The organism is Streptomyces graminofaciens (genome assembly GCF_030294945.1).
In the GTDB taxonomy this organism is placed as follows: Bacteria; Actinomycetota; Actinomycetes; order Streptomycetales; family Streptomycetaceae; genus Streptomyces; species Streptomyces graminofaciens.
This window is the reverse complement of record NZ_AP018448.1, coordinates 10,419,760-10,442,874: the sequence shown is the minus strand read 5'-3', so window position 1 is coordinate 10,442,874 and position 23,115 is coordinate 10,419,760. Positions and strand designations below refer to the sequence as shown.

Below are 23,115 nucleotides of genomic sequence, written 5' to 3'. Positions count from 1 at the left end.
AGGTGGCGTGAGTCGACGCAAGCCGGGCACCAGAGAAGAGCCGGGATCTCGTGATCCCGGCGCCATCGGTCCACCGGCGGTGGGGAGTGACAAGTTGATGGGCACGGCGGAGCGGCGCGTAGCGCACGAGAACGGTGTGGCGACGCGCGAGGCGGTGCTGCGGGGCGCTCAGGCACCGGATCGTGGCCTCGCGGCGAGCGGGGGTGAGGCGGGGAGCGGACGGCGGTCCTCAGGCGACAGCGGCGGCCGGGAGCGGGCGCATTACCGGCCGTTGTGGATCGAGGAGCCCGCGCGGAAACGGCGGTTGCCCGACCCGGTGCGAACGTCGGCCGTGCGCGCCGTCCTCATCATCGCGGTGACGCTGATTCAGGCGATGGTGGCCTTCCTGAGCACGCTGGCCGGTTCCTGGCTGGCGTTCCCCATGGTGCTCAGCACCGTGGCCAGCACGGTCATGTCGACCTGGGGCGTGCTGGACGTCTGGGTGACCCGCCAGATGTGGAACCAGCGCAACGGAGTGGTCTCGGCCCCGAGCAGCACCGCCCGCACCCTGCGGCGCGAGCGTCGCCGGGCCCGCCGCGAGGCGCGGGCCGCGGAGCGCGCCCAGGAGCGGATACGTCGGCGGGGTGGCGCCGGGCAGCTGTCGCACCCGTAGGGCAACTGGGCCTCCGGCTTGGGGCGAGCGGCCTTCGTATCGCCTCGCCCCGGGTCGGTCCCCTGCTTCAGCCCGCCGTTTCGGCGCCACCCCGCTTGTCATGTGGACCAGTTGACGCCGAGTCTGTTTGCGCGGGCGTTCATGGCGAGCGAGCACGGGCGGTCGTCATGTCGCAGCGGTCCAGGACGCGAGGAATCGGTCTTGGCCGGAGCGCAGTCCGCGGTCCCGCCCTCGGGGACGCGGACGGGGGCACCGCCGCTGTGCCGTCCGGCGCACTGGATGCGGGCGTCGTACCAGTGCGGCGCCGACGCTGATGCCAGCCGCGACGACACGACCGTCGAAGTGCCGTCTCTGGTGACGGGTTCGTGGGGCCTGGGCCAGTGCGCCCCTGAAGGCCCGGGCATGGTCGAGGGTGGTTTGCGAGGTATGCGCTCCGGCAAGCCGGTCGCCCTGGAGACGTCGGCCGAGGCACCGGTGGCGATGACGACGCCGTCCGAGGAGACCGTGCGGCCGTGGTCGAGGGGTACCGTGCGGCCCCGGGCTCCGAGACCCCGGCCCGCACGCCCAGCAGCCGCGCGGCGTTGAGTTCAGTGGCCTCGTTCAGTGGCCTCCTCAGCGTCGATGAGGGCGAGGCGGGCCTCGGTAGCCGGCCCGCGACCGAAGCCACCTGGCCAGGGTCGGGCGGTCGTACGGCTGGTGGACACGTCACGACATTGACGAGTCGGCCGTCGAAACCCTGGGTCCACAGCGCGCGGGCCGCGTAGGTCCCGGTGCGCGAGGCCCCAAGGCGGGATCCGCCGCAGCAGTCTCCGCAATCTCCAGCACGGCCTGAAAAGGGTCCCGTCGCGCGAGTTGCTCGGCTACGCCTGGGCGGCCTGGCCGACGAGCCGGCCTCCACCACGGCACCGCCGCCCCGTGAATGTGGGCCACGGCGCCGAGTGCGGCAAGGATGTCCGGCTTCGCGCTCGAGGGCAGCCAGGGCTTGGCTGATCTTCATCAACCTCGTACCGGGCCATGTGATGCTGCACCGCATGTCGCATGTCCCCGCCTGCCGAGAACCGCCCGATCACGGGGCGCGACTGGCTCTACGCGTCGAAGGTCGTGGAGTCCGGAGCGGATGCGCAGAAGTCCGTGGAGCCGTTCCACCTGGATGAACGACCAGGGCTTCGAGGCCTCTGGACAGACGCGGCCCGCGACGGCATCCCGCGCGCAGCCGGAAGGGTGGTGTGCTGGTGCCGACCAAGCACCGCCCAGGAACCGCATAGGGATCTTCCATGAGTGGCTGATCCAGAAGCCGGCGGTCGCCCCCTCGGCAGGCACCGGTCAGCCCCGGCAGACAGCCGAGCCGACCAGGCGTGTCGGCCGTCACATTCGGCATGAACCACGGGTGTCCGGTTAGACGCCCAGCCGCGAGAGCGCCCGCCGTAGGGCGCTGACCAGGAGGAACGAGAACATGCCTGAACTCTTCATCGGCGGAGCGTGGCGATCCGCGCTCGACGGGCGGACCCGCGAGATCCGCTGCCCCGCCGACGGCAGCCTGGTCGCGGTCGTCGACGAGGGTGGCGGCAAGGACACCGTGGAGGCGATCGCGGCCGCCCGCCGCGCCTTCGACGAGGGCCCGTGGCCGTCCACCCCGGCCGTCGAACGCGGTGACCTGCTGCTCCGGGTCGCCGATCTGCTCGTACGCGACAAGGACGCGCTGGCCCGCGCCGAGTCCCTCGACACCGGCAAGCGGCTGGTGGAGAGCGAGTACGACATCGACGACATCGTGAACTGCTTCCGCTACTTCGCGCGCGCGGCCGCGGCCGAGACGGGCCGGGTCGTCGACACCGGCCAGGCAGGCGTCGACAGCCGCGTCGTGTACGAGCCGGTCGGGGTGTGCGCACTGATCACTCCGTGGAACTACCCCCTGCTCCAGACGGCCTGGAAGGTCGCCCCGGCACTGGCCGCCGGAAACACCTTCGTGCTCAAGCCGAGCGAGCTGACCCCGCACACCGCGATCCATCTGATGCGGCTGCTGGAGGAAGCCGGGCTGCCGGCCGGAGTCGCCAACCTGGTCCTGGGCGCCGGCCCCGAAGCGGGCGCCCCGCTCGCCGACCACCCGGACGTGGACCTGGTCTCCTTCACTGGCGGTCTGCAGACCGGGCGCCGGCTGATGGCCACGGCCGCCGGGACGGTGAAGAAGGTCGCGCTCGAACTCGGCGGCAAGAACCCGAACATCGTCTTCGCCGACGCCGACTTCGAGGCGGCCGTCGACATGGCGATGACCGCCGTTTTCCTGCACTCGGGGCAGGTGTGCTCGGCGGGGGCGCGCCTGCTGGTGGAGGACTCGCTGCACGACCGGTTCGTCGACGAGGTCGTACGCCGGGCGCGTGAGATCCGACTCGGCGGACCGTTCGACGAGCGGGCGCAGACCGGGCCGCTGATCTCGGCGGCGCATCGCGCGAAGGTCGAGGAGTACGTCGCGAATGGCCTCGCGGAGGGCGCGGTACTGCGTTGCGGGGGCGAGCGGCCGTCCGGGGACGCGTACGAGCAGGGCTTCTACTATGTGCCGACCGTGCTGGACGAGTGCACGAGCAGCATGTCCGTGGTCCGGGACGAGTCGTTCGGGCCGGTGCTGACCGTGGAGCGGTTCAGCGATGGCGGTGAGGACGAGGCCGTACGGCTGGCCAACGACACGATCTACGGTCTGGCCGGTGCCGTGTGGACGACCGATGAGGCCAAGGCGCAGCGGGTCGCGGCCCGGCTGCGGATCGGCACGGTGTGGATCAACGACTACCACCCGTATGTGCCGCAGGCCGAGTGGGGAGGTTTCAAGCAGTCGGGCTTCGGCCGCGAACTCGGGCCCTCGGGGCTCGCCGAGTACCGCGAGGCGAAGCACATCTGGCGCAACACCGATCCGAAACCACAGGGTTGGTTCGCCTGACTCCCTTGTAACCAGGGGTAGTTGACGCGTAGGTAGTAACTTCCCTCTCACTCGAACGCACCACCGACCACTCCCCCCTCACTGTTTTCGGCACCCGCACGAGCCACCCTCCTCCCTGCTCCCCGAAGCCCATCAGGAGTCCCGCTCATGGCAACAACCGAGCAACCACCGTCCGGCGCCCAGCACCCGAGAGACGACGCCGAACTCGCCGAGTTCGGCTACAAACCCGAGCTGAAGCGCACCCTCGGCAACTTCCACACCTTCGCCGCGGGCATCAGCTACATCTCGATCCTGACCGGCACGTTCCAGCTGTTCTACTTCGGCTACGGCAGCGGCGGCCCCGCCTACTGGTGGTCGTGGCCGATGGTGTTCGTCGGCCAGTTCATGGTCGCGCTCTGTTTCGCCGAGCTGGCCGCCCGCTATCCGGTCGCGGGCTCCGTCTACAACTGGTCGAAGAAGATAGGCAATCCGCATCTGGGCTGGCTGGCCGGCTGGATGATGCTGATCGCCTCGATCGTGTCGATCGCGGCGGTGGCCCTCGCCTATCAGCTGACGCTGCCGCAGATCTCCGACGTGTTCCAGATCGTGGGGGACGGCACCGGCACGTACGACGTGGCGACGAACGCGGTGATCCTGGCCGCGGTGCTCATCCTCTTCACCACCCTGGTGAACGCTTTCGGCGTGAAGCTGATGGCCACCATCAACACCGCGGGCGTCTTCATCGAACTCGTCGCCACCGTCGTGCTGATCGTGCTGTTCGCCGTGCACATCACTCGCGGCCCGCAGGTGGTCATGGAGACGAACGGCACCGGGGAGGGCTACGGCGGTGCCGGCTACCTGGGCGCGTTCCTCGTGGCCTCTCTGGCGTCGGCGTACGTCATGTACGGCTTCGACACGGCGGCCTCGCTCGGTGAGGAGTCCCTGGACCCGACGCGGAACGCGCCGCGCGCGATCATCCGGGCGATCATCGCCTCCTTCGTCCTCGGTGGCCTGATCCTGCTGTTGGCGCTGATGAGCGTCTCCAGCCTGAAGGGCGAGAAGCTGTCCACGGACGGTCTGCAGTACGTGGTGCTCGACGTGCTCGGGCCGACGGCCGGCAAGGCGATGCTGTGGTGCGTGCTGATCGCGGTCACGGTCTGCGCGCTGGCCGTGCACACGGCGGCGATCCGCCTGGCCTTCGCGATGGCCCGCGACAACAACCTGCCCGCGTCCACGCTGCTGGCCAAGGTCAGCCCGCGCTTCCAGACCCCGGTTCTCCCGGCCGTGATCATCGGCATCCTGGCGCTCGCGATCCTGGTGGTGAACATCCGCCAGCCGCAGATCTTCACCGTGGTGACCAGCATCGGCATCATCATGATCTACCTCGCCTACCTGGGCGTCACCGGGCCGATGCTGTGGGCGCGGCTGCGCGGCACGTGGCAGCCCGCCGGGGACGGCAGGTTCTCGCTGGGCCGCTGGGGCCTCCTCGTCAACATCGTGGCCGTGGTGTGGGGCGCGGGCATGACCCTCAACCTGATCTGGCCGCGTGCCTCGGTGTACAACGCGGCCGAGCCGTTCCACTGGTACCTGAGGTGGGGCGCCGTCCTCTTCGTGGGGGTCATCGCCGGCGGCGGCTTCGCCTACTACTGGTTCGTCCAGCGGCACCGCACGGGCGTTCTCGCCGAGCACCGGCTGGAGGTCGCCGAGACCGAGTCCGAGACCGGAACCACACCGCCCGCGCCACCGACGCCGCCCGCCCCGCCCGTCGCCTCCCCGGCGGCCGACTGAGAGCCGACCCCGCAACACCCGGCGCCCCAGCAATACAGGAGGTCAACTCCCCATGAACGTCTCCGTGAACACCCCGATGAACACCCCGATGGAAGCCTCGACGAACGCCCCGACGAACGCAGAAGAGTTCGACTACGTCGTGGTCGGCGGCGGCACCGCCGGCAATGTGGTCGCGGCCCGTCTCTCCGAGGATCCATCGGTCACGGTCTGCGTACTGGAGGCGGGACCCAGCGACGTCGGTGACGACGACGTGCTGAAACTGGAGCGCTGGATGGGTCTGCTGGAGTCCGGCTACGACTGGGACTACCCGGTCGAGCCGCAGTCCGGCGGCAACAGCTTCATGCGGCACGCGAGGGCGAAGGTCCTGGGCGGCTGTTCGTCCCACAACTCCTGCATCGCCTTCTGGGCACCGGCGGAGGACCTGGACGACTGGGCGGCGGCCGGCTGCGCGGGCTGGAGCGCGGCCGACCTGTTCCCGCTGTACCGGAGGCTGGAGAACAACGACGCCCCGGGCGACCACCACGGCCGTTCCGGCCCGGTGAGGCTGCGCACGCTGAAGGGCGAGGACCCGTGCGGGACCGCGCTGCTGGAGGCGTGCGCGCAGGCGGGTATTCCGACCGCCGACTTCAACACCGGTACGACCGTGGTCCGGGGTGCGAACTGGTTCCAGATCAACTCCGACGAGAACAACATCCGGCAGTCGTCCTCGGTGGCGTACCTCCACCCGGTCATGGACAAGCGGCCGAACCTGGTCGTACGCACGGGCGTACGGGCGAAGAAGCTGGTGCTGGAGGGGCGGCGGTGCGTCGGCGCCGAGTATCTGGACCCGGACCTCATCCACACCCGTACGGTCCGGGCGCGGCGCGAGGTCGTCGTGTCCTGCGGCGCGATCGACTCACCGAAACTGCTGATGCTGTCGGGCATCGGGCCGGGCGAACACCTGCGCGAGGTCGGGGTCGAGGTCGTCGTCGACTCGGCGGGCGTCGGCGAGAACCTCCAGGACCACCCCGAGGGCGTCGTCATGTGGGAGGCCGCGCAGCCGATGACCACCACGTCCAGCCAGTGGTGGGAGGCGGGCATCTTCTACGACACCGAGCCGGGTCTGGACCGGCCCGACCTGATGTTCCACTACGGGTCGGTGCCGTTCGACATGAACACGGCCCGGCACGGTTATCCCACGTCCGAGAACGCGTTCTGCCTCACGCCGAACGTGACGCGGGCGAAGTCGCGGGGGACGGTGCGGTTGCGTACCCGCGACTACCGGGACAAGCCTAGGGTCGACCCGCGCTACTTCACGCACGAGCACGATGTGCGGGTGATGACGTACGGCTTGAAGCTGGCCCGTCGTATTGCCGCGCAGCCCGCGCTGAGCGGCTGGGCGGGCGCCGAGCTGGCCCCCGGGCCGGACGTCCGGTCGGACGACGAACTGCTCGACTACATCCGCAAGACGCACAACACCGTCTACCACCCGGCCTGCACCGTGAAGATGGGCGCGGACGACGACCCCTCGGCCCCGCTCGACGCACGGCTGCGGGTCAAGGGGGTCGAGGGTCTGAGGGTCGCGGACGGGTCGGTCATGCCGGACCTCGTCACCGTCAATCCGTGCATCACGACGATGATGATCGGCGAGAAGTGCGCGGACCTGTTGAAGGACGGCAGCTGATCAACTGCTCGCCGAAGCGGGCCGTTTGAACATCCGTGTCGCCGTGATCTCGCTGTGCACCGCCTCCCCCGCCTGGGGCTGCTGCGGCAGTCCCGGGCGGAGGTGTTCCTCCACGCTGATGTACTTCAGGCCCGCTCTGAGGTCGGCGTCGTTGCGCAGGCGGATGACCAGCGGGAACTCCGCCAGCGCCGTCGTGTCGAACAGGCCGGTGGTGTAGAGGAGCTGGACGCCCAGCGCGTCCGACACGGCCCGCTGGAGCTCCAGCAGGTAGGTCGCGTTGGCGCGGCCGATGGGGTTGTCGAGGAACAGTGTGCCGGCGTGCCTGTGCTTGTCCCGGCCCCGGTCGTTGCTGCGCAGCGCGGCCATCGTGCAGTAGAGGGCGATGGCGGCGGTGAGCAGCTGGCCGCCCGAGAAGACGTCGCCCATCTGGCCGACGGGCACGCGCTCGGCGCGCAGTACGGCGTCGGGCTTGAGGATCTCGACGGCCACGCCCTTCGGCTCGAGCGCCGCGCTCACGCCCCTCAGCAGCAGGGACATGCCGTCGCGGCGCATGTCGGAGTTCTTCTTCACGGCCGCGCGGGTCGCCTCGTCGACCACCTCGCCGAGCCGTTCGCCGAGTGTGGCCTGGTCGGGCTCCTCGAAGCGGATGCGCAGGAACTCCTGCCCGGACCACTCGCCGAGCCCTTCGGGCAGCCGGGACAGCCGCTGGGCGGACCGCAGGGTGGCGAGGGACGACTCCACGAGGCCCCGCAGCCGGTCCACGATCGAGTCGCGGTTGCGCTCCAGCTGAGCCAGCTCGTCGGTCAGGACCCGGAGCCTGGGCGCGAAGGCCTCCGCCCACTTCTGCGCGTGCTCGGGCAGCGAGGACGCGGGCAGCTCCCGGATCTGCTGCCGGGCGGGCGTGCGCACCTGCTCGTAGCGCGTGGAGTTGGCGTGCCGTACGAGGACGTCACTGGCCTCGCGTACGGCGCCGTCGGCGGCGGACAGGTCGGCGGCGCAGCCGCGCAGGGAGCGGCGGGCCTCGGCTGCGGCCTTGCGGGCCTCTTCGAGGCCGCCGGGGTAGGGCTCGGGCTCTTCCTGCTCGTCGTCCGCGGTGTGGTCGCGGAGGAGGTCCCGGAGCAGGGCGGCGGTCTCGTCGAAGCCGCCGGCCGCGTCCTCGGCGGCGCGGTGGGCGTCCAGCAGTTCGGCGTGGGCCTCGCGGGCCTGGGTCAACGCCTCGGTGCGGGAGGCCAGTTCGGCGGTGGCGGTGCGCAGCAGTGCCTGGGCGTGCTCGGCGTCGCGCGGGAGCAGTTCCTCGGGCAGCTCGGTGTGTGCCTCGCCGTCCTCGGGGGCGTGCCGCTCGGCCTCGCCGCGCAGCCGCCCGAGCTGCTCGCTCGCGGTGGACACCCGGGTTTCGAGGAGCTGGACCAGCTCCTCGGCACGGGCGGCCGCGGCCTGCCGGGACGGCCCGTCGGAGCCGTCGGGTGACTGCAGCAGCTGCTCGGCGCGGTTGCGGACCTTGTTGGTCAGCCGGTCCAGCTCGGCGATGGCGGCGCTCTCGTCGCTCTCGGCCCGGGCCTGCTCGGCGCGCAGGTCGGCGTCGACGCCGACCTTCTCGTACACCTGGGAAGCGGCCCGGTAGGCCTCGCGGAGTGCGGCGAGGGGGTGCCTGGGCGTGTCGGCGGCGTCCTCCGGTACGTCGTCGGGGGCACCCGCGATCTCCGCGCGCTCGGCGCGCAGCGCACGCGCCGTGCGGCGGGCGTCGTCGGCGCCGCGCTGGGCGGCCCGCCGGTCCTCGTCGGCGGCGCGGGCGCGCTCCAGACAGGCCTGGGCGCGGGCCTCGGACTCCGTGGCCTCGTCGGCGAGTTCACGGACCTTGACCTGCCAGCCGGCCCGCTCGCGCAGCCGGAAGGCGAGTCCGGCGAGCGCGTCGGCGGCGCGGCGGGCCTTCTGCGCGGCCTCCTGCCGCTCGTCGCGCACCTGGGCCGCCTCGGCCGACGTCTCCTCGGTTTCGGTGCGCACGGTCCGTGCCTCCGCCAGCTCCGCCTCGGCCTCCTCGGCGAAGGCGCGCGCCTCCTGGGCTGCGGTCGCCAGCTCGATGAGCCGCCCCGCCGGACAGCCCGTGCGCCACGCGGCGAGCCGGGCCGCCAGCTCCCGGTCCTTGCCGAGCCGGGCGGCGAGCGCCCGGATCTCCTCGTCCCGCTCGGTGGCCCGCGCGCGCAGCGCCTGCCGCTCCTCGTCGGCGGCGTGTTCGTCGTGCATGGCCGGGTTCGGCGGTACGAGGAAGACGTCACTGTTGCTCGCGTCGGCCGCCGGAGGCGGGGCGAGCAGCGCGGCGGCCGTGCCGACAGCCACGGCGGACCGCGGGAGCAGGGCAGCGTCGCCGAGCGCCTCGCGGGCCCGGAGGTACGAGTCCGGGTCGGTGATGATCACGCCGTCGACCAGCTCGGGGCGGGCGGCCAGTACACGCGCGTGGTCGGCGGGATCCACGGCCTGGGCGAGATACCGCCAGCCGGGCAGGGCCGGGATGCCGTGCTCGCCGAGGTACTCGACGGTGGCCAGCACATCGGGGCCGGGCGGCAGCAGCCCGCCGTCGCCGAGGGCGCCGAGGATGCGGGAGTCGTCGGCCGCGGCGGTGCGCAGCTCGAAGAGATGCCGCTCGGCGGAGGCCACGTTCTCGTCGAGCAGCTCGCGCAACTCGTCGGCGAAACGGTCCAGCTCCTCGGGAGTGAGCGGGCCTCCTTCGTCGCCCTGTGCACCGCTCTCCGCCGTGGCGCCGCCGTCACGCCGAGGCTGCGGAACCACCTTGTGTGCTCCGCCCTTGGCGCCGAGGCCCAGCAGCTCGACGAGCCGCTCCTCCCCGGCCAGGGCCTCGGCCGTGCGCCGCTCCCCGTCGTACGCTCGCTCGGCGGCGATGGCCGCGTCCGCCGCGCGGGCGGCCGTCAGTTCCGCGCGGGACTCGGCGGAGGCCGCCTCCCGGGCGTGTTCGGAGGCCCGGCGGGAGGCCTCGCGCGCGGTGTCCCACGCGGCGACAGCGGTCTTCTCGGCGTCGCTGGCGGCGAGGGCGGCCCGCGCCGGGTCGGCGTCGGGCGCGCTGTCGTCGAGCCAGCCCGCGCGCACGGCTTCCGCGGTCTCCTGCTCGACCTCGCTGAGTCGCTGCCGCAGATGCCCGACCTCACTACGGGCCCGCTGCGCCTGCGTGGCGGCGGCCGTCGCGTCCCGGTGTGCGGCCTCACCGACCGCCTGCAGCTCGGCGGAGCGCTCTTCCCCTTCGTTCGCCAGGTCCTCGGCGCTCTGGGCCGCGCTCTGCAGCGCCCGTACGAGGTCGACGGCGGCCTTGGCGCGGGCGGCGAGCGCCGGGGCCGCGTCCCGCTCGGCCTCCTGGATCGCGGCGGCCACGCGGGCGACCCGGTCGGCGGCGGCCCGGTGCCTGAGCACGGCCTCGGCGGCCTGCCAGGCGGAGTGCAGCGTGCGCGCGTCGGCCAGCTCCCGCTTCTGCGCGGCGGCCGACTTCTCGGCGGCGGCCAGCGCCAACGAGGCGTGCCGGTAGGCGAGTTCGGCCGCGATCAGCGAGCCGCGGTCGCGGGCGGACTCGGTGTGCGTGACCGCGTACGCGGCGGCGGTGACCCGTTGGGCGAGGTCGGTGCCCCGCAGCCGCTCCCGCGCGGCCCGCGCCGACAGCCGCCGCGCCAGCGTGCGGGTCCGCCGCTCGGCGCTCGCGTGCACGTCCCGTGCGCGAGAGCGCCCCTCGGCGGCCTCGACGATCCGCCCGAGCAGATCCACGGACCCGGCGGTGAAGTCCCGTTCGGCGATCAGCTCGGCCCGTCGCCCCAGCTTGTTGCCGAAGCCGCCGACCAGGTCGGCGAGCCCGTCGGTGTCGCGTGTATCGGTCACGGCGCGCAGCAACAGGTCGGTGAAGTCGGAGTCCTTCTTCACCGCGAAGAGACCGGCCGCCTCACCCTCGTCGGCGTTCATCTCCCGCTGGTAGCGGAAGAGTTCCGGGTCGAGGCCGAGATCCGTCAGATGTTCGTTCCAGCGGTCGTGGCCCTCCTCCCAGTGCACGTCGAGGTGCGGATACGCCTTGCCTGCCTCGGTGATGGCGTCCCGGAAGCCCTTCATGGTCCGCCGCCGCCCCTGCGCGCCGGAGGCGCCCTCGACGGGCGGCCGTACGGCGGTGGACTCGGCGACGGGGAGGTTGTCGAGACTCAGGCCCGGCCCGGGCCGGAACGAGTACCAGGCCTCGGCGAACTTCCTGGGGTCGTTGGAGACCTGCCTCCCCCGCCACTCGCTCGCCTTGCCCACGACCACGCACTCGCCGGTGAGCGTGTGCTGCCACTCAAGCGCCACATGCCCGCAGTCGTCGGCGAGCAGGAACTTCCGCAGCACACCGGAGCTGGCACCGCCCAGCGTGTTCCGGTGGCCGGGGAGCATCACCGAGAAGATCAGCTTGAGCAGGACCGACTTGCCGCCGCCGTTCTCCAGGAAGAGCACACCGGCGGGCGCCGGCCGGCGCGGCGGCCCGGTGGGCTCCTCCTCGAAGAACTCCGCCTGCTGGGGCGCGGGGTCGGGCACGATGTCGCCCACACCCCGCAGGTCCAGCACGGTGTCGGCGTAGCGCGCACCGGCCGGCCCGATGGAGTAGAGGCGGACCCGGGACAGCTCGTACATGGCGGCGGACTTTCGCGGTCGTGACGGTGGTGCGGTCGGTGGTCGGGGTGGTCGGGTTCGGGGATCCGGGAGGGGCGATCAGGAGTGGAACGGCAGCCCGGCGTCGGACACCAGCTCCAGATCGTCGGTGTCCTCTGCGGGCAGCAGTGTGGCGGTGCCGTCGGTCACCGGGACGATCCCCAGCTCCAGCAGCTCGGCCATCGCGGCACTGCCCGCCATGTCACGCACCTGGAGCTGATAGCGGGCGGTCGTGCGATACGTACCGCCGTTGTCGTCACCCGTGCGCTGCAGGAAACCCGAGTCGGTGAGGAAGGCCACCGCCTTGCCGACGATGCCGGTGGTGGACCCGGCCAGCCGGCGCGCGTCCTTGGTGGCCCCGGTCGAACTGCGTCTCGCCCAGATCCGCCAGGCAGCCTCCAGTCCGGGCGCGTCGCTCGCCGGGTCGGTGTTCTCTCCCTGTTCCTCGGCCCGCTCCTCCAGCCGTCGGCAGGCCTGCCGTACGAAGGCGTCGACGCCGTTGACCGAGACCCGCCCGATGTACCCGTCGTCCGCGAGGTCCTCGGGCCGGGGGAACGCCATGGCGGCGACCGCGAGATGGGCGAGCCCGTGCAGGAACCGGTCGACCGAATCGGCCGAGGTCCGCCGCGCGTAGTCCCCCATGCGTACGGCGAACACCGAGTCCTCGGCGGCCGTCACCGCCATGCCGGCGCGCGGGGACACCTCCATCACGACCAGCCCGAGACCGGCGGCCACGGCATCGGCGAGCCGGGCGAACGCCGAGTCCTCCCGGTACCGTCGCAGCAACTCGCCGTACTCCTGATCACGGGCGGGCTGCAACTTGGGCTGAAGCCCGAACGCGACGAGCCGAGCGGCATCGGCGGCGTCGGCGGGCGTGAGGGGGGCGGCAGCCGCCGGCGCGGCGACGGCCTCCGGCTCACTCCACTCGACGTGCTCGCTCACGGCGAAAACTCCTTGATCTCGTGACAGGGGTCAAGTGCAGCCGCCCCTTCAGGGGCGCGGGGCCATGGCATGTGCGGCTCCGCCGCGTGTGCGCGATCAGCCACAGACGGTCCGCACACGAACGACGGCCTAAGGTCGACCGGCGCTCTCATGCCGCTTCCCTGTCCGCAGCCATTCCCACCGCGTCCAGCAGAGCCGTCCCCACGATCAAATCGGCGCCACCGAACTCCGGATCGTCCAACACCGTCCCGTCGTCCACGGAGAACAACAGCTTCTCCTCCCCCTGCCGATAAGCCGTACCGACCGGCGGACTGGCCGCATGAACAGCCAACAGGGCGACCAGATAAGGCAATTCGGGATCCGAGCGGCGCGCCTCCGCCAACAACCCCGACAACCGCCGCGGCGCGTCCGCGGGCAGATCGAGCAGTTCCTTCGCGGCGGCCAACTGCTCCTCGCTGAACCGGCTGTCGTCCGGCGTGGCGATCAGGTCCGGCTCCGGCATCTCCGCCCCCAGGTGCTCCCGCTCCACCGGCGGCGTGAACAGCAGGTCGACAAGGTCCCCCACCCGCACGGACACCGGCGTACGCAGCCCGGTCCCCCGGGCGAAGAACGCGTCGGTCACCCGCCTCGCCTGCTCCATGGGCAGCGGCAGCAGCGGCGCGACCAGGTGTCCGTAGAGGTCGATCCCCGAGGTCGTCATGGGGGTGGCGAAGGCCTGCCGGTCCTGCTCGGCGCGGAACAGCGGTCCGGCCTCGAGCAGTCGGGACTGGAGCTGGGTGTGTCGCCGGATGCAGTCCTTGACGATGTCGACCAGCTCCGCGGCGCGCCGCTTCTGCTCGGGGTCCTCGGACTCGTCGCGGGCCTTGCGGATGTTGGTGAGGATCGCGTTCTCGTGGCGGTACCGGTCGGCTACGTGGTCGAGGGCCTCGGCGATCATGTCGGGCACGGCCTGGAGCCAGTCGACCGCGCGGACATTGCGCCGCGTGGCGTCCAGGGCCTTCCTGAGCGTCTCCGAGTACTGCACCGTGCGGTATCGCGCCTGCTCGGCGGCGAGCTGGGCGTCGGCGAGGCGGCCTCGGTTGATCAGCACCTCCAGCTTGACCTCGGCGGCGATCTGGGCGCTGGTGACATCGGTGTCGAGGGCGCCCACGAGGACGTTGACGGCCTCGTCGGTCGTACGGAGGTAGACCCCGCCGCCGTACCCGGGGACCTCTTCGAGCAGCTTGAAGTCGTAGTCACGGCGCACATACGTGCCGTCGGGTGCGAACGTGCCGTACACGGCCCGGAAGCCACGGTCGACGCTGCCGACGTTGATCAGGTTCTCCAGGACCCAGCGGGCCACCCGCTCGTGCTCGGCGACGGGCCGCTGCGGGGCCTGGGCGGCGATGCGCGGGATGAGCCGGGCGACGATCTGGTCGTGGTCCGCGCCCGTGTCGAAGTCCATGTTCAGTGTGACCAGGTCGATGGCGGCGAGAGCGACCTCGGCCATGCCGTAGACCGTGTACTCACCCGCGAGGTTCGCCTTGCGCGCGTCCAGGTCGTGCAGCGGCGCGGTGCAGGCGAGCGCGCGCAGCCGCCGCGCCAGTCCCTCGTCGGCGGCCGGGCCCGGAGCGGGGCGCGGCCCCGCGCTGAGCTGGGGCGGAACACTGTCCGTCGATGCGGGTGAAGTCACGGTGCACAGACTAGGTCCTGGGTCTGACAACGACCCAAATCGTTCCACCGGCAAAGGCCCGGCGGGCCACCCGGCCGAGGCCGGGAACGACCGCTCGCACCGTGAACCACGCGCGAGCACCGTGAACGGCCTGCTCGCACCATGAACGCCCACTCTCAGCAGGAGCGACCGGTCACGTCACAGCGCCTCGGCCACCCTTCGCCCGTACACCTCGACCAACCCCCGCAGCGAGTCGTCGAGGTACGCCGCCAGCATCCGCTCGGCCTCCTCGTGCTCACCCGCCCGAAGGGTCTCGAGGATCAGTACGTTTCGCGCCAGATACGGCTCGTACAGCTTGCGCGGATTGTCCACGACGTGGAACGCGAGCCGCAGCTCGGCGAAGACGCTGCGCATCAGTTCGTCGGTGCGGGCGCTGCCGGCGAGGGCGACCAGTTCGCGGTGGAAGTGGATGTTGGCGGTGGACACCCCTTTCCAGTCACCCTGCCGCGCCGCCCGCTGCCCTTCGGCGACGGCGTCGGCGAGCCCGTCGACGTCGTAGGGCGGCGCGCCGAGCCCGCGTACGACGGCGCACTCGACGAGCCGGCGGGTGCGGTAGATGTCCTCGACGTCCTCGACGGTCAGCACCCGGACGAAGACCCCGCGGTTCAGCTCGTGCACGAGCAGCCGTTCGTGGGTGAGCAGGCGGAACGCCTCGCGGAGGGTGTTGCGGGAGACACCGAGGGCGCCGCCGATGCTGTCCTCGGACAGCCGTGTCCCCGGTGGGAAGAAGCCCTCGGCGATCCGGCTCCGGAGGATGTCCGAAACCCGTTCGGCGGTGCTGGTGCGCCCCAGGAGGGCCCGGTCGTCTGCAAGTCCCGTCAGTTCGGCGGCCATGCCCGGAATTCAACCGCAGAGACAAGAACGAAACAACACGGGTATTGAGGGATCGTTCAACGATCCTCTACCTTGCTGGGCAGGCGCCGCGCGTTCGACCCCTTCTCCGGCGCCCGTACTTCCGCACGGCTCAGCACGGATCAGTCCCTCACGCACCCTCCGTCCCTCATTGCGAGGTGCCCATGAGCACGACCCCTTCGTCCCAGGTGCCGACGACCACCCCTCTCCCCGGCCCCGACGAACCGACCGCAGACGGCGGCGCGTTCGGCTGGCTGCGCGCGCTCGGCCCGCGGGGCCGCCGCGCCTTCGCCGGCGCGTTCGGCGGCTACGCCCTCGACTCCTACGACTACTTCACGCTGCCGCTGAGCATGGTCGCGCTCACGGCCTACTTCGGCCTGGACAACGGCCAGACCGGCCTGTTCACCACGGTCACCCTGGTCGTCTCCGCGATCGGCGGCGCTGTCGCGGGCGTGCTCGCGGACCGGATCGGGCGCGTGAAGGCGCTGATGATCACCGTGATCACATACGCGGTCTTCACCGTGGCCTGCGGCTTCGCGCCCAACTACGAGACCCTGCTGGTCTTCCGGGCCCTCCAGGGGCTGGGCTTCGGCGGTGAGTGGGCGGTCGGCGCGATCCTGGTCGCCGAGTACGCGAGCGCCAAGCACCGGGGGCGTACGCTCGGCGCGATCCAGAGCTCCTGGGCCGTCGGCTGGGGACTGGCCGTGATCGTCTACACCACGGTCTTCTCCCTGCTGGACGACGACCTCGCCTGGCGCGTGATGTTCTGGACCGGCGCGCTGCCCGCGCTGCTCGTCATCTGGGTGCGCCGCTCGGTCGAGGACGCACCCGAGGCCGCGGCCGCGCGGGAGAAGAGTGCCGAGAAGGGCTCGTTCGCCGCGATCTTCCGGCGGGGCACGCCCACCGCTCCCGGTCTGCTGCGCACGACACTGTTCGCGGTGCTGCTCTCGACCGGCGTCCAGGGCGGCTACTACACACTGGCCACCTGGGTGCCCACCTACCTCAAGACCGAACGCGGACTGTCGGTCGTCGGCACCGGCGGCTACCTCACGTTCCTGATCTCCGGCGCCTTCGGCGGCTACCTCACCGGCGGCTATCTCACCGACCGGCTGGGCCGCAGGCGGAACATCTGGCTCTTCGCGGTCCTTTCGGCGGTGTGCATCCTGGCGTACGCGAACATCCCGAGCGGCGCCGACACCCTCCTCCTCGTGCTCGGCTTCCCGCTCGGTTTCTGTATGTCGGCGATCTTCAGCGGCTTCGGTTCCTATCTGAGCGAGTTGTACCCCTCGGCCGTGCGCGGCACCGGGCAGGGCTTCACGTACAACACCGGGCGTGCCGTGGGCGCCGCCTTCCCCACCACGGTCGGTTTCCTGGCCGACAGCTGGGGCGTGGGCGGCGCGCTGGTCTTCGGCGCGATCGGCTACGCCCTGGCGGCGGTGGCGCTGCTCGGACTCCCCGAGACCCGTGGAAAGGAACTGGTGTGAACCGGAGCACCGCTGAGGACCGCGCACTGACCCTCGTCGAGCCGCACGCGCACGCGTGGACCCCCGAAAAGGCCCGCGCCGAGTTCCGTTCGGGCGTCTCGGGCCCCACCGCCGGGGTCGCCGCCGGGCACACCCAGGCGAACCTGATCGCGGTCCCGGCCGACTGGGCGTACGACATGCTGCTGTTCTGCCAGCGCAATCCGAAGCCCTGCCCGGTGCTGGACGTCACGGACGCCGGCTCCTGGACGACCCCGCTCGCGGGGGGCGCGGACCTGCGCACCGATCTGCCGCGCTACCGGGTGTGGGAGCACGGTGAGCTGGTGGCCGAGCCCACGGACGTGGTCGACGTCTGGCGCGAGGACCTGGTGTCGTTCCTCATCGGGTGCAGCTTCACCTTCGAGTCTGCGCTCACCCGGGCGGGCGTCCCGATGCGTCACATCGAGCAGGGCCGCAACGTCTCCATGTACGTCACCAACCGGCAGTGCCGCCCCGCCGGGCGGGTGCGCGGGCCGATGGTGGTGTCGATGCGGCCGGTGCCACCCGAGCATCTGGAGGCCGCGATCCGGGAGAGCAGTCTGCTCCCGGCGGTGCACGGCGGCCCGGTGCACTGCGGCGAGGGGACGGGCCTCGGCATCGCGGACCTGTCCCGCCCGGACTTCGGCGACCCCGTGGCCGCCGAGCCGGACGACATCCCGGTGTTCTGGGCCTGCGGGGTCACGCCCCAGGCCGCGGTGATGGCCTCGCGCCCGCCGTTCGCGATCACCCACGCACCGGGCCAGATGTTCCTCACCGACGTCCGCGACGACCAGTACCGCGTGCTCTGAGCGGCGAGACCAGCAGGAACCGACCAGGAGAATGGGAGCCATGATCTCCATCGATCTCAACGCCGACCTCGGCGAGGGTTTCGGCCGCTGGCGGCTGACCGACGACGAGCGGCTGCTGTCCGTCGTCACCAGCGCCAACGTGGCCTGCGGCTTCCACGCCGGGGACGCGGTCACCATGCGGCGGGTGTGCGAGCTGGCGGCCGAGCGCGGCGTGCGGATCGGTGCCCAGGTCTCGTACCGGGATCTGGCGGGGTTCGGGCGGCGCGCGATGGACGTGCCGCCCGCCGAACTGGCGGCCGAGGTGGCGTACCAGATCGGTGCCCTGGAGGTCTTCGCGCGTGCGGCCGGCACGCGCGTGTCGTACGTGAAGCCGCACGGCGCGCTCTACAACCGTGTCGTGCACGACGAGGAGCAGGCGGCGGCCGTGGTGGACGGCGTCGTCCTCGCCGACGCCACGCTGCCCGTGCTCGGCCTGCCCGGCTCGCGCTTGCTGAAGGTGGCCGAACGGGCCGGGCTGCCGGCCGTCACGGAGGCGTTCGCGGACCGTGCGTACACCGAGCAGGGCACGCTGGTGCCGCGCGGTCAGGACGGTGCCGTGATCACCGACGCGGACGCCGTGGTCGAGCGGTCGGTGGACCTCGCCCGCTCCGGCACGGTCGCCTCCCACTCCGGGGAGCGCATTCCCGTCCGCGCCCGCTCCCTGTGCCTGCACGGCGACACACCGGGCGCCGTGGAACTGGCCAGGCGGGTGCGCGGCGGGCTGGAGTCCTCGGGGGTGCGCGTGGAGGCCTTCGTATGAGGGCGCTGCCGGTCGGGGACCGCGCGCTGCTGATCGAGGTCGGATCGGGCGAGGAGGCCGAGGCCCTGCACGCCGAGCTGCTGCGCCGCCGCGCGGCGGGTGACCTCGTCGTGGCCGAGATCGTCCCCGCGGCCCGTACGGTCCTCCTGGACGGCCTCGACGCCCCGTCCCGCCTCGCCGCCCGGCTCGCCTCCTGGGAGGTTCCGCCGGTTCCCGCGCGCGCGAAAGCGGTCGTCGAGATCCCCGTACGGTACGACGGCCCGGATCTGGCGGACGTCGCCGCGCACTGGGGTGTCGACGCGGCGGAGGTGGCCGCCATCCACGCGGCGGCCGAGTTCCGGGTGGCCTTCTGCGGCTTCGCGCCGGGCTTCGGTTACCTCACCGGCCTGCCGCGCGAGGTGCCGCGCCGCTCGACGCCACGCACGGCCGTCCCGGCGGGTTCGGTCGCCCTGGCGGGGCCGTACACGGGTGTGTACCCGCGTTCGTCGCCGGGCGGCTGGCAGCTGATCGGTACGACGGACACGGTGCTGTGGGACCACGCGCGCGTGCCCGCGGCTCTGCTGGCGCCGGGCACCAGAGTCCGCTTCACCCCGGTGGGCGCGGCATGACCGACCGTGCCCTCGTCGTCGTCCGCGCCGGCGCCCTGACCACCGTGCAGGATCTCGGCCGCCCCGGATACGCCCATCTCGGCGTGCCGCGCTCGGGCGCGCTGGACGCACCGACCGCCGCGCTGGTCAACCGCCTGGTGGGCAACCCGCCGGACGCGGCCGTCCTGGAGACCACCCTCAACGGCTGCTCCGTACGGCCCCGTTCGACGGTCGTCGTGGCCGTCGGCGGCGCCCCCTGCCCGGTCACCGTGGACGGCCGCCCGGCCCCCTGGGGAGCACCCGTACGCGTCCCCGAAGGGGCTCTGCTGGACATCGGGGCCGCCCGCGCGGGAGTACGCGGCTATCTGGCCGTCTCGGGCGGGGTGGCCGTCGAGCCGGTGCTGGGCAGCCGCTCCACCGACCTGCTGTCGGGGCTCGGTCCGCCCCCGCTGACGAACGGCACCGTGCTGCCCCTGGGACGGCCTGCGCGGGCACACGCGCGCGTGGACGTCGTTCCGCACCCGGCGCCACCCTCTGAGCTGGTTCTGCGCATGACATTCGGCCCCCGTGACGACTGGTTCACGGCGGCGGCCCGCCGCACGCTCGTCACGCACCCGTACGCGGTCTCCTCCGCGAGCAACCGCATCGGCCTGCGCACGGACGGCCCCGCTCTGGAGCGCGCCCGGCCCGGCGAGCTCCCCAGCGAGGGCATGGTGCTGGGTGCCGTCCAGGTGCCGCCGGACGGCCGGCCGGTCGTCTTCCTGGCCGACCATCCGACCACCGGGGGCTATCCGGTGATCGCCGTCGTCCACCCGGCGGACCTGGCGGGCGCGGCCCAGGCCGCGCCTGGGACTCCGGTGCGGTTCGTGGCGGTACGGCGCCGCTGAACCGCCGTAGGCAACCGGCCCCATCCGCGTCGGCCACTCTCTGCTCCCCCGGTTCACGCCACCTCCGGCCGCTGCTCCGGTCCGGACAGCGCGGCCAGCGCCGCCGCCACCGCGTGGGAGGCCGACAGGTCCAGCCGGGCACTGGAGCCGCGCGCCTTGTGGCGCACCTCGGCGGCGGCGAGGGTCAGGAGCTGCGGAAGGAGGTCGGTGCAGCGGCGGGCGACCCAGCCGGTACCTGCGGTGGCCAGCCACCACAGGCCGGCAGAGCGGGTGGGTGCGGGGAACTCGGGCTCGGGGCAAGGACCGGCCCCCGTCGCGAGCCCCGCCTCCGCGAGCAGGGTGTGGAAGCGGACGGCGAGCTGCCGGTGCCCGCGTTCGCCGGGGTGCAGCCGATCGGCGCTCCACATCGCGCGGTCCGTCAGCCAAGCCCCCTCGGACGCGTGCAGATGAACCGCCTCGTACCGTTCGGACAGGGCGTGGACGACGGTGTTGACGGCCCGTTGGCGCCGGGCGAGGGGGCCGGCGAGCGCGCCGGGCAGCCCGAGCATCGCGCCCGGGTCGGGCAGGCACGCGGTGAGCAGGGCCACGTCCCGGGCGCGCAGGGCCGCGTAGACCTCGTCGAGGCGGGCGGCGACGGCGTGGATGTCGAAGGTGCGGCGCAGGGTGTCGTTGACGCCGATGACGACGGACACGAGGTCCGGGCGGAGCGCGAGCGCGGCCGGGAGCTGTCGTTCGAGGACGTCACGCGTCTGGGAGCCGCTGACGGCGAGGTTGGTGAACTCCACATCCGGGCCGAGCCCGTCGGCGAGCAGGGCGGCCCAGCCACGCCAGTTCTCGCCCACGGGGTCGCCCACGCCCTCGGTGAGGGAGTCACCGAGGGCCACGAAACGCAGGGGTCTCATCCGACACCCTCCCGAACCGAAGGCGCGGAGGGCCCGGAGTGCGCCGAGGGCACCGAGGGCACCGACCGCCCGACACTCGTGTCGTGCGCGGCGAGGAACGCGTCCACCGCGGCCTGCCAGCCGAAACGCTCGGCACGCGCGCGTGCGGCCTCCCGGCGCTCGCCCTCGGGGCGGGCCAGCAGCAGTTCGACCGCGTCCGCGAAGGAGTCCCCGTCGTCGGCCGCGGTGGCTCCGGCCGACCCGACGACCTCCGGCAGCGCGGACGAGGAGCTGGCCACCACGGGCGTCCCGCAGGCCATCGCCTCCAGCGCGGCGAGCCCAAACGTCTCGGCGGGCCCGGGCGCCAGGCACACATCGGCGGAGGCCTGCAGCGCGCCCAGCATCCCGCGGTCGGCCACATGCCCCAGGAAGGTCACCGGAAGCCCCCGCGCCCGCTGTACGAGGCGGGCCCGCAGCGGCCCGTCCCCGGCGACCACCAGCACCGCCCGCCGTCCGCGCCGCAGCAGCGCCTCCAGGGCGTCCAGCGCCGTACCGGGCCGCTTCTCGACCGATAGCCGGGAGCACATCACCAGCAGAACGTCGTCCACGCGCGCGTGCCGCTCCCGCAGCCCCGGGTCGCGCAGTGCGGGGTGCCGGGCCACGAGGTCGACGCCCAGCGGTGCCCGTACGACGTTCCGGGCGCCGATCCGTACGAACTCGCGCTCCGCGAACTCGGTCGTGCACACCACCCGTGAGTAGGTGTGGGCCGTCCGGACGTTGAGGGCGTCGGAGGCCCGCCGGGCCATGCCCTCCGACAGGCCCCAGGTCCGCAGCACCCCGTCCGCGGTCTCGTGCGAGACCATCACCGCCGGCACCCTGGCCCGCCGGGCCCAGGCCCCGGTCCAGCGCAGGGTGGTCCGGTCGGAGACCTCCAGCCGGTCGGGCCGGAGCGACGCCAGGAGGGCGGCCACCCGGCGCTTGTCGGTGAGGACCCGGTAGCCGCCGGTGCCGGGCAGCAGCGGCCCGGGGAGCGTGATGACCCGCCCCTGCTCGGTCTCCCTGTCGGTGTGCCGCTCACCGGGCACGACGAGGACGCTCTCGTGCCCGGCCGCCTCGTAGCCCTTGCCCAGCTCGCGGAGCGCGGTGCGCAGCCCACCGGAGGTGGGCGCCACGAAGTTGGCGAGCCGCACGATCCGCAGGCTTCCGGTGGTCTCGTTCATGCCGCCGCCACCGTCCGCGCCGCCAGCACACCGGCGTAGTGCCCGATGAGTTGATCGCCGACGGCCGCCCAGGTGCGCCCCTCGACCGTGGCCCGCCCGGCGGCCCCGTACGCGGCCCGCAGCGCGGGGTCTGCGGCCAGCGCCCGTACGGCGTCCCCTACGGCAGCCGCGTCGCGCGGCGGCACCAGGAGCCCCGTACGGCCATGGGCCACGAGGTCCAGCGGGCCCCCGGCGGCGGGCGCCACGACCGGCACCCCGCTCGCCATGGCCTCCTGCACGGTCTGGCAGAAGGTCTCGAACGGGCCGGTGTGGGCGAAGACGTCCAGCGAGGCGAAGATCCGGGCGAGGTCGTCGCCGGTGCGGCGGCCCAGGAAGACGGCGCCGGGCAGTGCTTCGCGCAGCCCCGGCTCGCTCGGGCCGTCGCCCACGACGACGACGCGTACGCCGTCCAGGCCGCACACCCCGGCCAGCAGCTCCACCTGCTTCTCGGGGGCGAGCCGGCCGACGTAGCCGACGATCAGTTCGCCGTTCGGGGCCAGCTCCCGTCGTAGCGCCTCGTCGCGCAGGTCGGGGCGGAAGCGGACGGTGTCCACACCGCGCGCCCACAGCCGTACCCGGGGCACACCGTGTGCCTCCAGGTCGTGCAGGGCGGCGCTGGACGGGGCGAGGGTGAGGTCGGCGGCGGCGTGGACGGAGCGGATCCGGCGCCAGGCGGCCGCCTCACCGGCGTGCATGTAGGTGCGGGCGTATCCGGCGAGGTCGGTCTGGTAGATGGCGACGGCCGGTATGCCGAGGCGGGCGGCGGCGGCCATGCCGCGCACGCCGAGGACGAAGGGGCTGGCCAGATGGACGATGTCGGCCCGGTGTTCGACGATCGCCGCGGCGACTCTGCGGCTGGGCAGGGCGACCCGGACCTGTGGGTAGCCCGGGAGCGGAAGGGACGGGACGCGGACGACGGGACAGGGCGCCTGGAGGTCGGCGCCCGTTCCGGTGCCGGGGGCGTTGGCCGGGGCCACGACGAGCGGGAAGTGGCCGCGCGCGGCGAGGTGCCGCGCGGTCTGCAGGGCGCAGTGGGCCACGCCGTTCACATCGGGGGGAAAGGACTCGGTCACGATGACGACGCGCATAACGGTGTTGTCGTCGCACTGGACGTGGCCGCGTCAACGTGGATCTTTCCGGGCGGGGAACGTCCCATGAGCGTTGCGCTGCGCACTTTTCCAGCCGGGCCGTGTCCATGCCCACCTGATGTCCGGGT

Annotated in this window: 16 protein-coding genes; 9 read left to right on the top strand and 7 right to left on the bottom strand. The window is 72.7% G+C overall.

What is annotated here, in order from left to right; all coding sequences use genetic code 11:
* The first annotated feature begins 97 nt into the window (after positions 1 to 97).
* From SGFS_RS46000 to SGFS_RS45985, 4 genes are all read left to right on the top strand, one after another.
* Positions 98 to 652: a hypothetical protein gene (locus tag SGFS_RS46000; protein ID WP_286258540.1), complete on the top strand. Its 555-nt coding sequence runs from the start codon at positions 98 to 100 to the stop codon at positions 650 to 652.
* A 1,453-nt stretch (positions 653 to 2,105) separates the two neighbouring features.
* Positions 2,106 to 3,578 (top strand): aldehyde dehydrogenase family protein, encoded by a 1,473-nt coding sequence (locus SGFS_RS45995; RefSeq protein WP_286258538.1) that lies wholly within the window; start codon positions 2,106 to 2,108, stop codon positions 3,576 to 3,578.
* A gap of 147 nt (positions 3,579 to 3,725) precedes the next feature.
* Positions 3,726 to 5,345 (top strand): APC family permease, encoded by a 1,620-nt coding sequence (locus tag SGFS_RS45990; protein WP_286258536.1) that lies wholly within the window; start codon positions 3,726 to 3,728, stop codon positions 5,343 to 5,345.
* Between the two features lie 88 nt (positions 5,346 to 5,433).
* Positions 5,434 to 7,008 carry a GMC family oxidoreductase gene (locus SGFS_RS45985; protein ID WP_286260385.1) on the top strand — a complete coding sequence of 525 codons (1,575 nt, stop codon included), beginning with the start codon at positions 5,434 to 5,436 and terminating at the stop codon, positions 7,006 to 7,008.
* Here SGFS_RS45985 and SGFS_RS45980 read toward each other — a convergent pair whose 3' ends face one another.
* The 4 genes from SGFS_RS45980 to SGFS_RS45965 all read right to left on the bottom strand — a co-directional run bounded on the left by SGFS_RS45980 (position 7,009) and on the right by SGFS_RS45965 (position 15,160).
* Entirely contained in the window at positions 7,009 to 11,655 is a 4,647-nt protein-coding gene (locus SGFS_RS45980) for a hypothetical protein (protein ID WP_286258535.1), read from the bottom strand.
* A gap of 78 nt (positions 11,656 to 11,733) precedes the next feature.
* Entirely contained in the window at positions 11,734 to 12,615 is an 882-nt protein-coding gene (locus SGFS_RS45975; RefSeq protein WP_286258533.1) for a hypothetical protein, read from the bottom strand.
* A gap of 148 nt (positions 12,616 to 12,763) precedes the next feature.
* A complete protein-coding gene (locus SGFS_RS45970) occupies positions 12,764 to 14,287 on the bottom strand; it encodes a hypothetical protein (protein ID WP_286258532.1) in 1,524 nt (507 codons plus the stop codon).
* A gap of 177 nt (positions 14,288 to 14,464) precedes the next feature.
* The gene (locus SGFS_RS45965) at positions 14,465 to 15,160 is read right to left on the bottom strand and encodes a GntR family transcriptional regulator (protein ID WP_286258530.1); all 696 of its coding nucleotides are present in this window, start codon (positions 15,158 to 15,160) and stop codon (positions 14,465 to 14,467) included.
* A 182-nt stretch (positions 15,161 to 15,342) separates the two neighbouring features.
* On the opposite strand from SGFS_RS45965, the gene SGFS_RS45960 reads away from it, so the two are divergent.
* Genes SGFS_RS45960 through SGFS_RS45940 form a run of 5 tightly spaced genes read left to right on the top strand, consistent with a single transcriptional unit; the run spans position 15,343 to position 19,759 of the window.
* The gene (locus SGFS_RS45960; protein WP_286258529.1) at positions 15,343 to 16,662 is read left to right on the top strand and encodes an MFS transporter; all 1,320 of its coding nucleotides are present in this window, start codon (positions 15,343 to 15,345) and stop codon (positions 16,660 to 16,662) included.
* A complete protein-coding gene (locus tag SGFS_RS45955) occupies positions 16,659 to 17,486 on the top strand; it encodes a putative hydro-lyase (protein ID WP_286258528.1) in 828 nt (275 codons plus the stop codon). Before SGFS_RS45960 ends, SGFS_RS45955 begins: the two co-directional genes overlap by 4 nt.
* Before the next feature lie 40 nt (positions 17,487 to 17,526).
* Positions 17,527 to 18,285 carry a LamB/YcsF family protein gene (locus tag SGFS_RS45950; RefSeq protein ID WP_286258527.1) on the top strand — a complete coding sequence of 253 codons (759 nt, stop codon included), beginning with the start codon at positions 17,527 to 17,529 and terminating at the stop codon, positions 18,283 to 18,285.
* Complete coding sequence (locus SGFS_RS45945) at positions 18,282 to 18,893, top strand: 5-oxoprolinase subunit B family protein (RefSeq protein WP_286258526.1); 612 nt, start codon at positions 18,282 to 18,284, stop codon at positions 18,891 to 18,893. The genes SGFS_RS45950 and SGFS_RS45945 overlap by 4 nt, the downstream gene beginning before the upstream one ends.
* Positions 18,890 to 19,759 (top strand): 5-oxoprolinase subunit C family protein, encoded by an 870-nt coding sequence (locus SGFS_RS45940; RefSeq protein WP_286258525.1) that lies wholly within the window; start codon positions 18,890 to 18,892, stop codon positions 19,757 to 19,759. Before SGFS_RS45945 ends, SGFS_RS45940 begins: the two co-directional genes overlap by 4 nt.
* Before the next feature lie 53 nt (positions 19,760 to 19,812).
* On the opposite strand, the gene SGFS_RS45935 is transcribed toward SGFS_RS45940, so the two are convergent.
* The 3 genes from SGFS_RS45935 to SGFS_RS45925 are packed head-to-tail and all read right to left on the bottom strand — an operon-like array spanning position 19,813 to position 22,987.
* Positions 19,813 to 20,661 carry an SGNH/GDSL hydrolase family protein gene (locus tag SGFS_RS45935; RefSeq protein ID WP_286258524.1) on the bottom strand — a complete coding sequence of 283 codons (849 nt, stop codon included), beginning with the start codon at positions 20,659 to 20,661 and terminating at the stop codon, positions 19,813 to 19,815.
* Positions 20,658 to 21,860, bottom strand: a complete 1,203-nt coding sequence (locus SGFS_RS45930) for a glycosyltransferase (protein WP_286258523.1) — start codon at positions 21,858 to 21,860, stop codon at positions 20,658 to 20,660. The genes SGFS_RS45935 and SGFS_RS45930 overlap by 4 nt, the downstream gene beginning before the upstream one ends.
* Positions 21,857 to 22,987, bottom strand: a complete 1,131-nt coding sequence (locus SGFS_RS45925) for a glycosyltransferase family 4 protein (protein ID WP_286258522.1) — start codon at positions 22,985 to 22,987, stop codon at positions 21,857 to 21,859. The genes SGFS_RS45930 and SGFS_RS45925 overlap by 4 nt, the downstream gene beginning before the upstream one ends.
* Positions 22,988 to 23,115: the final 128 nt, after the last annotated feature.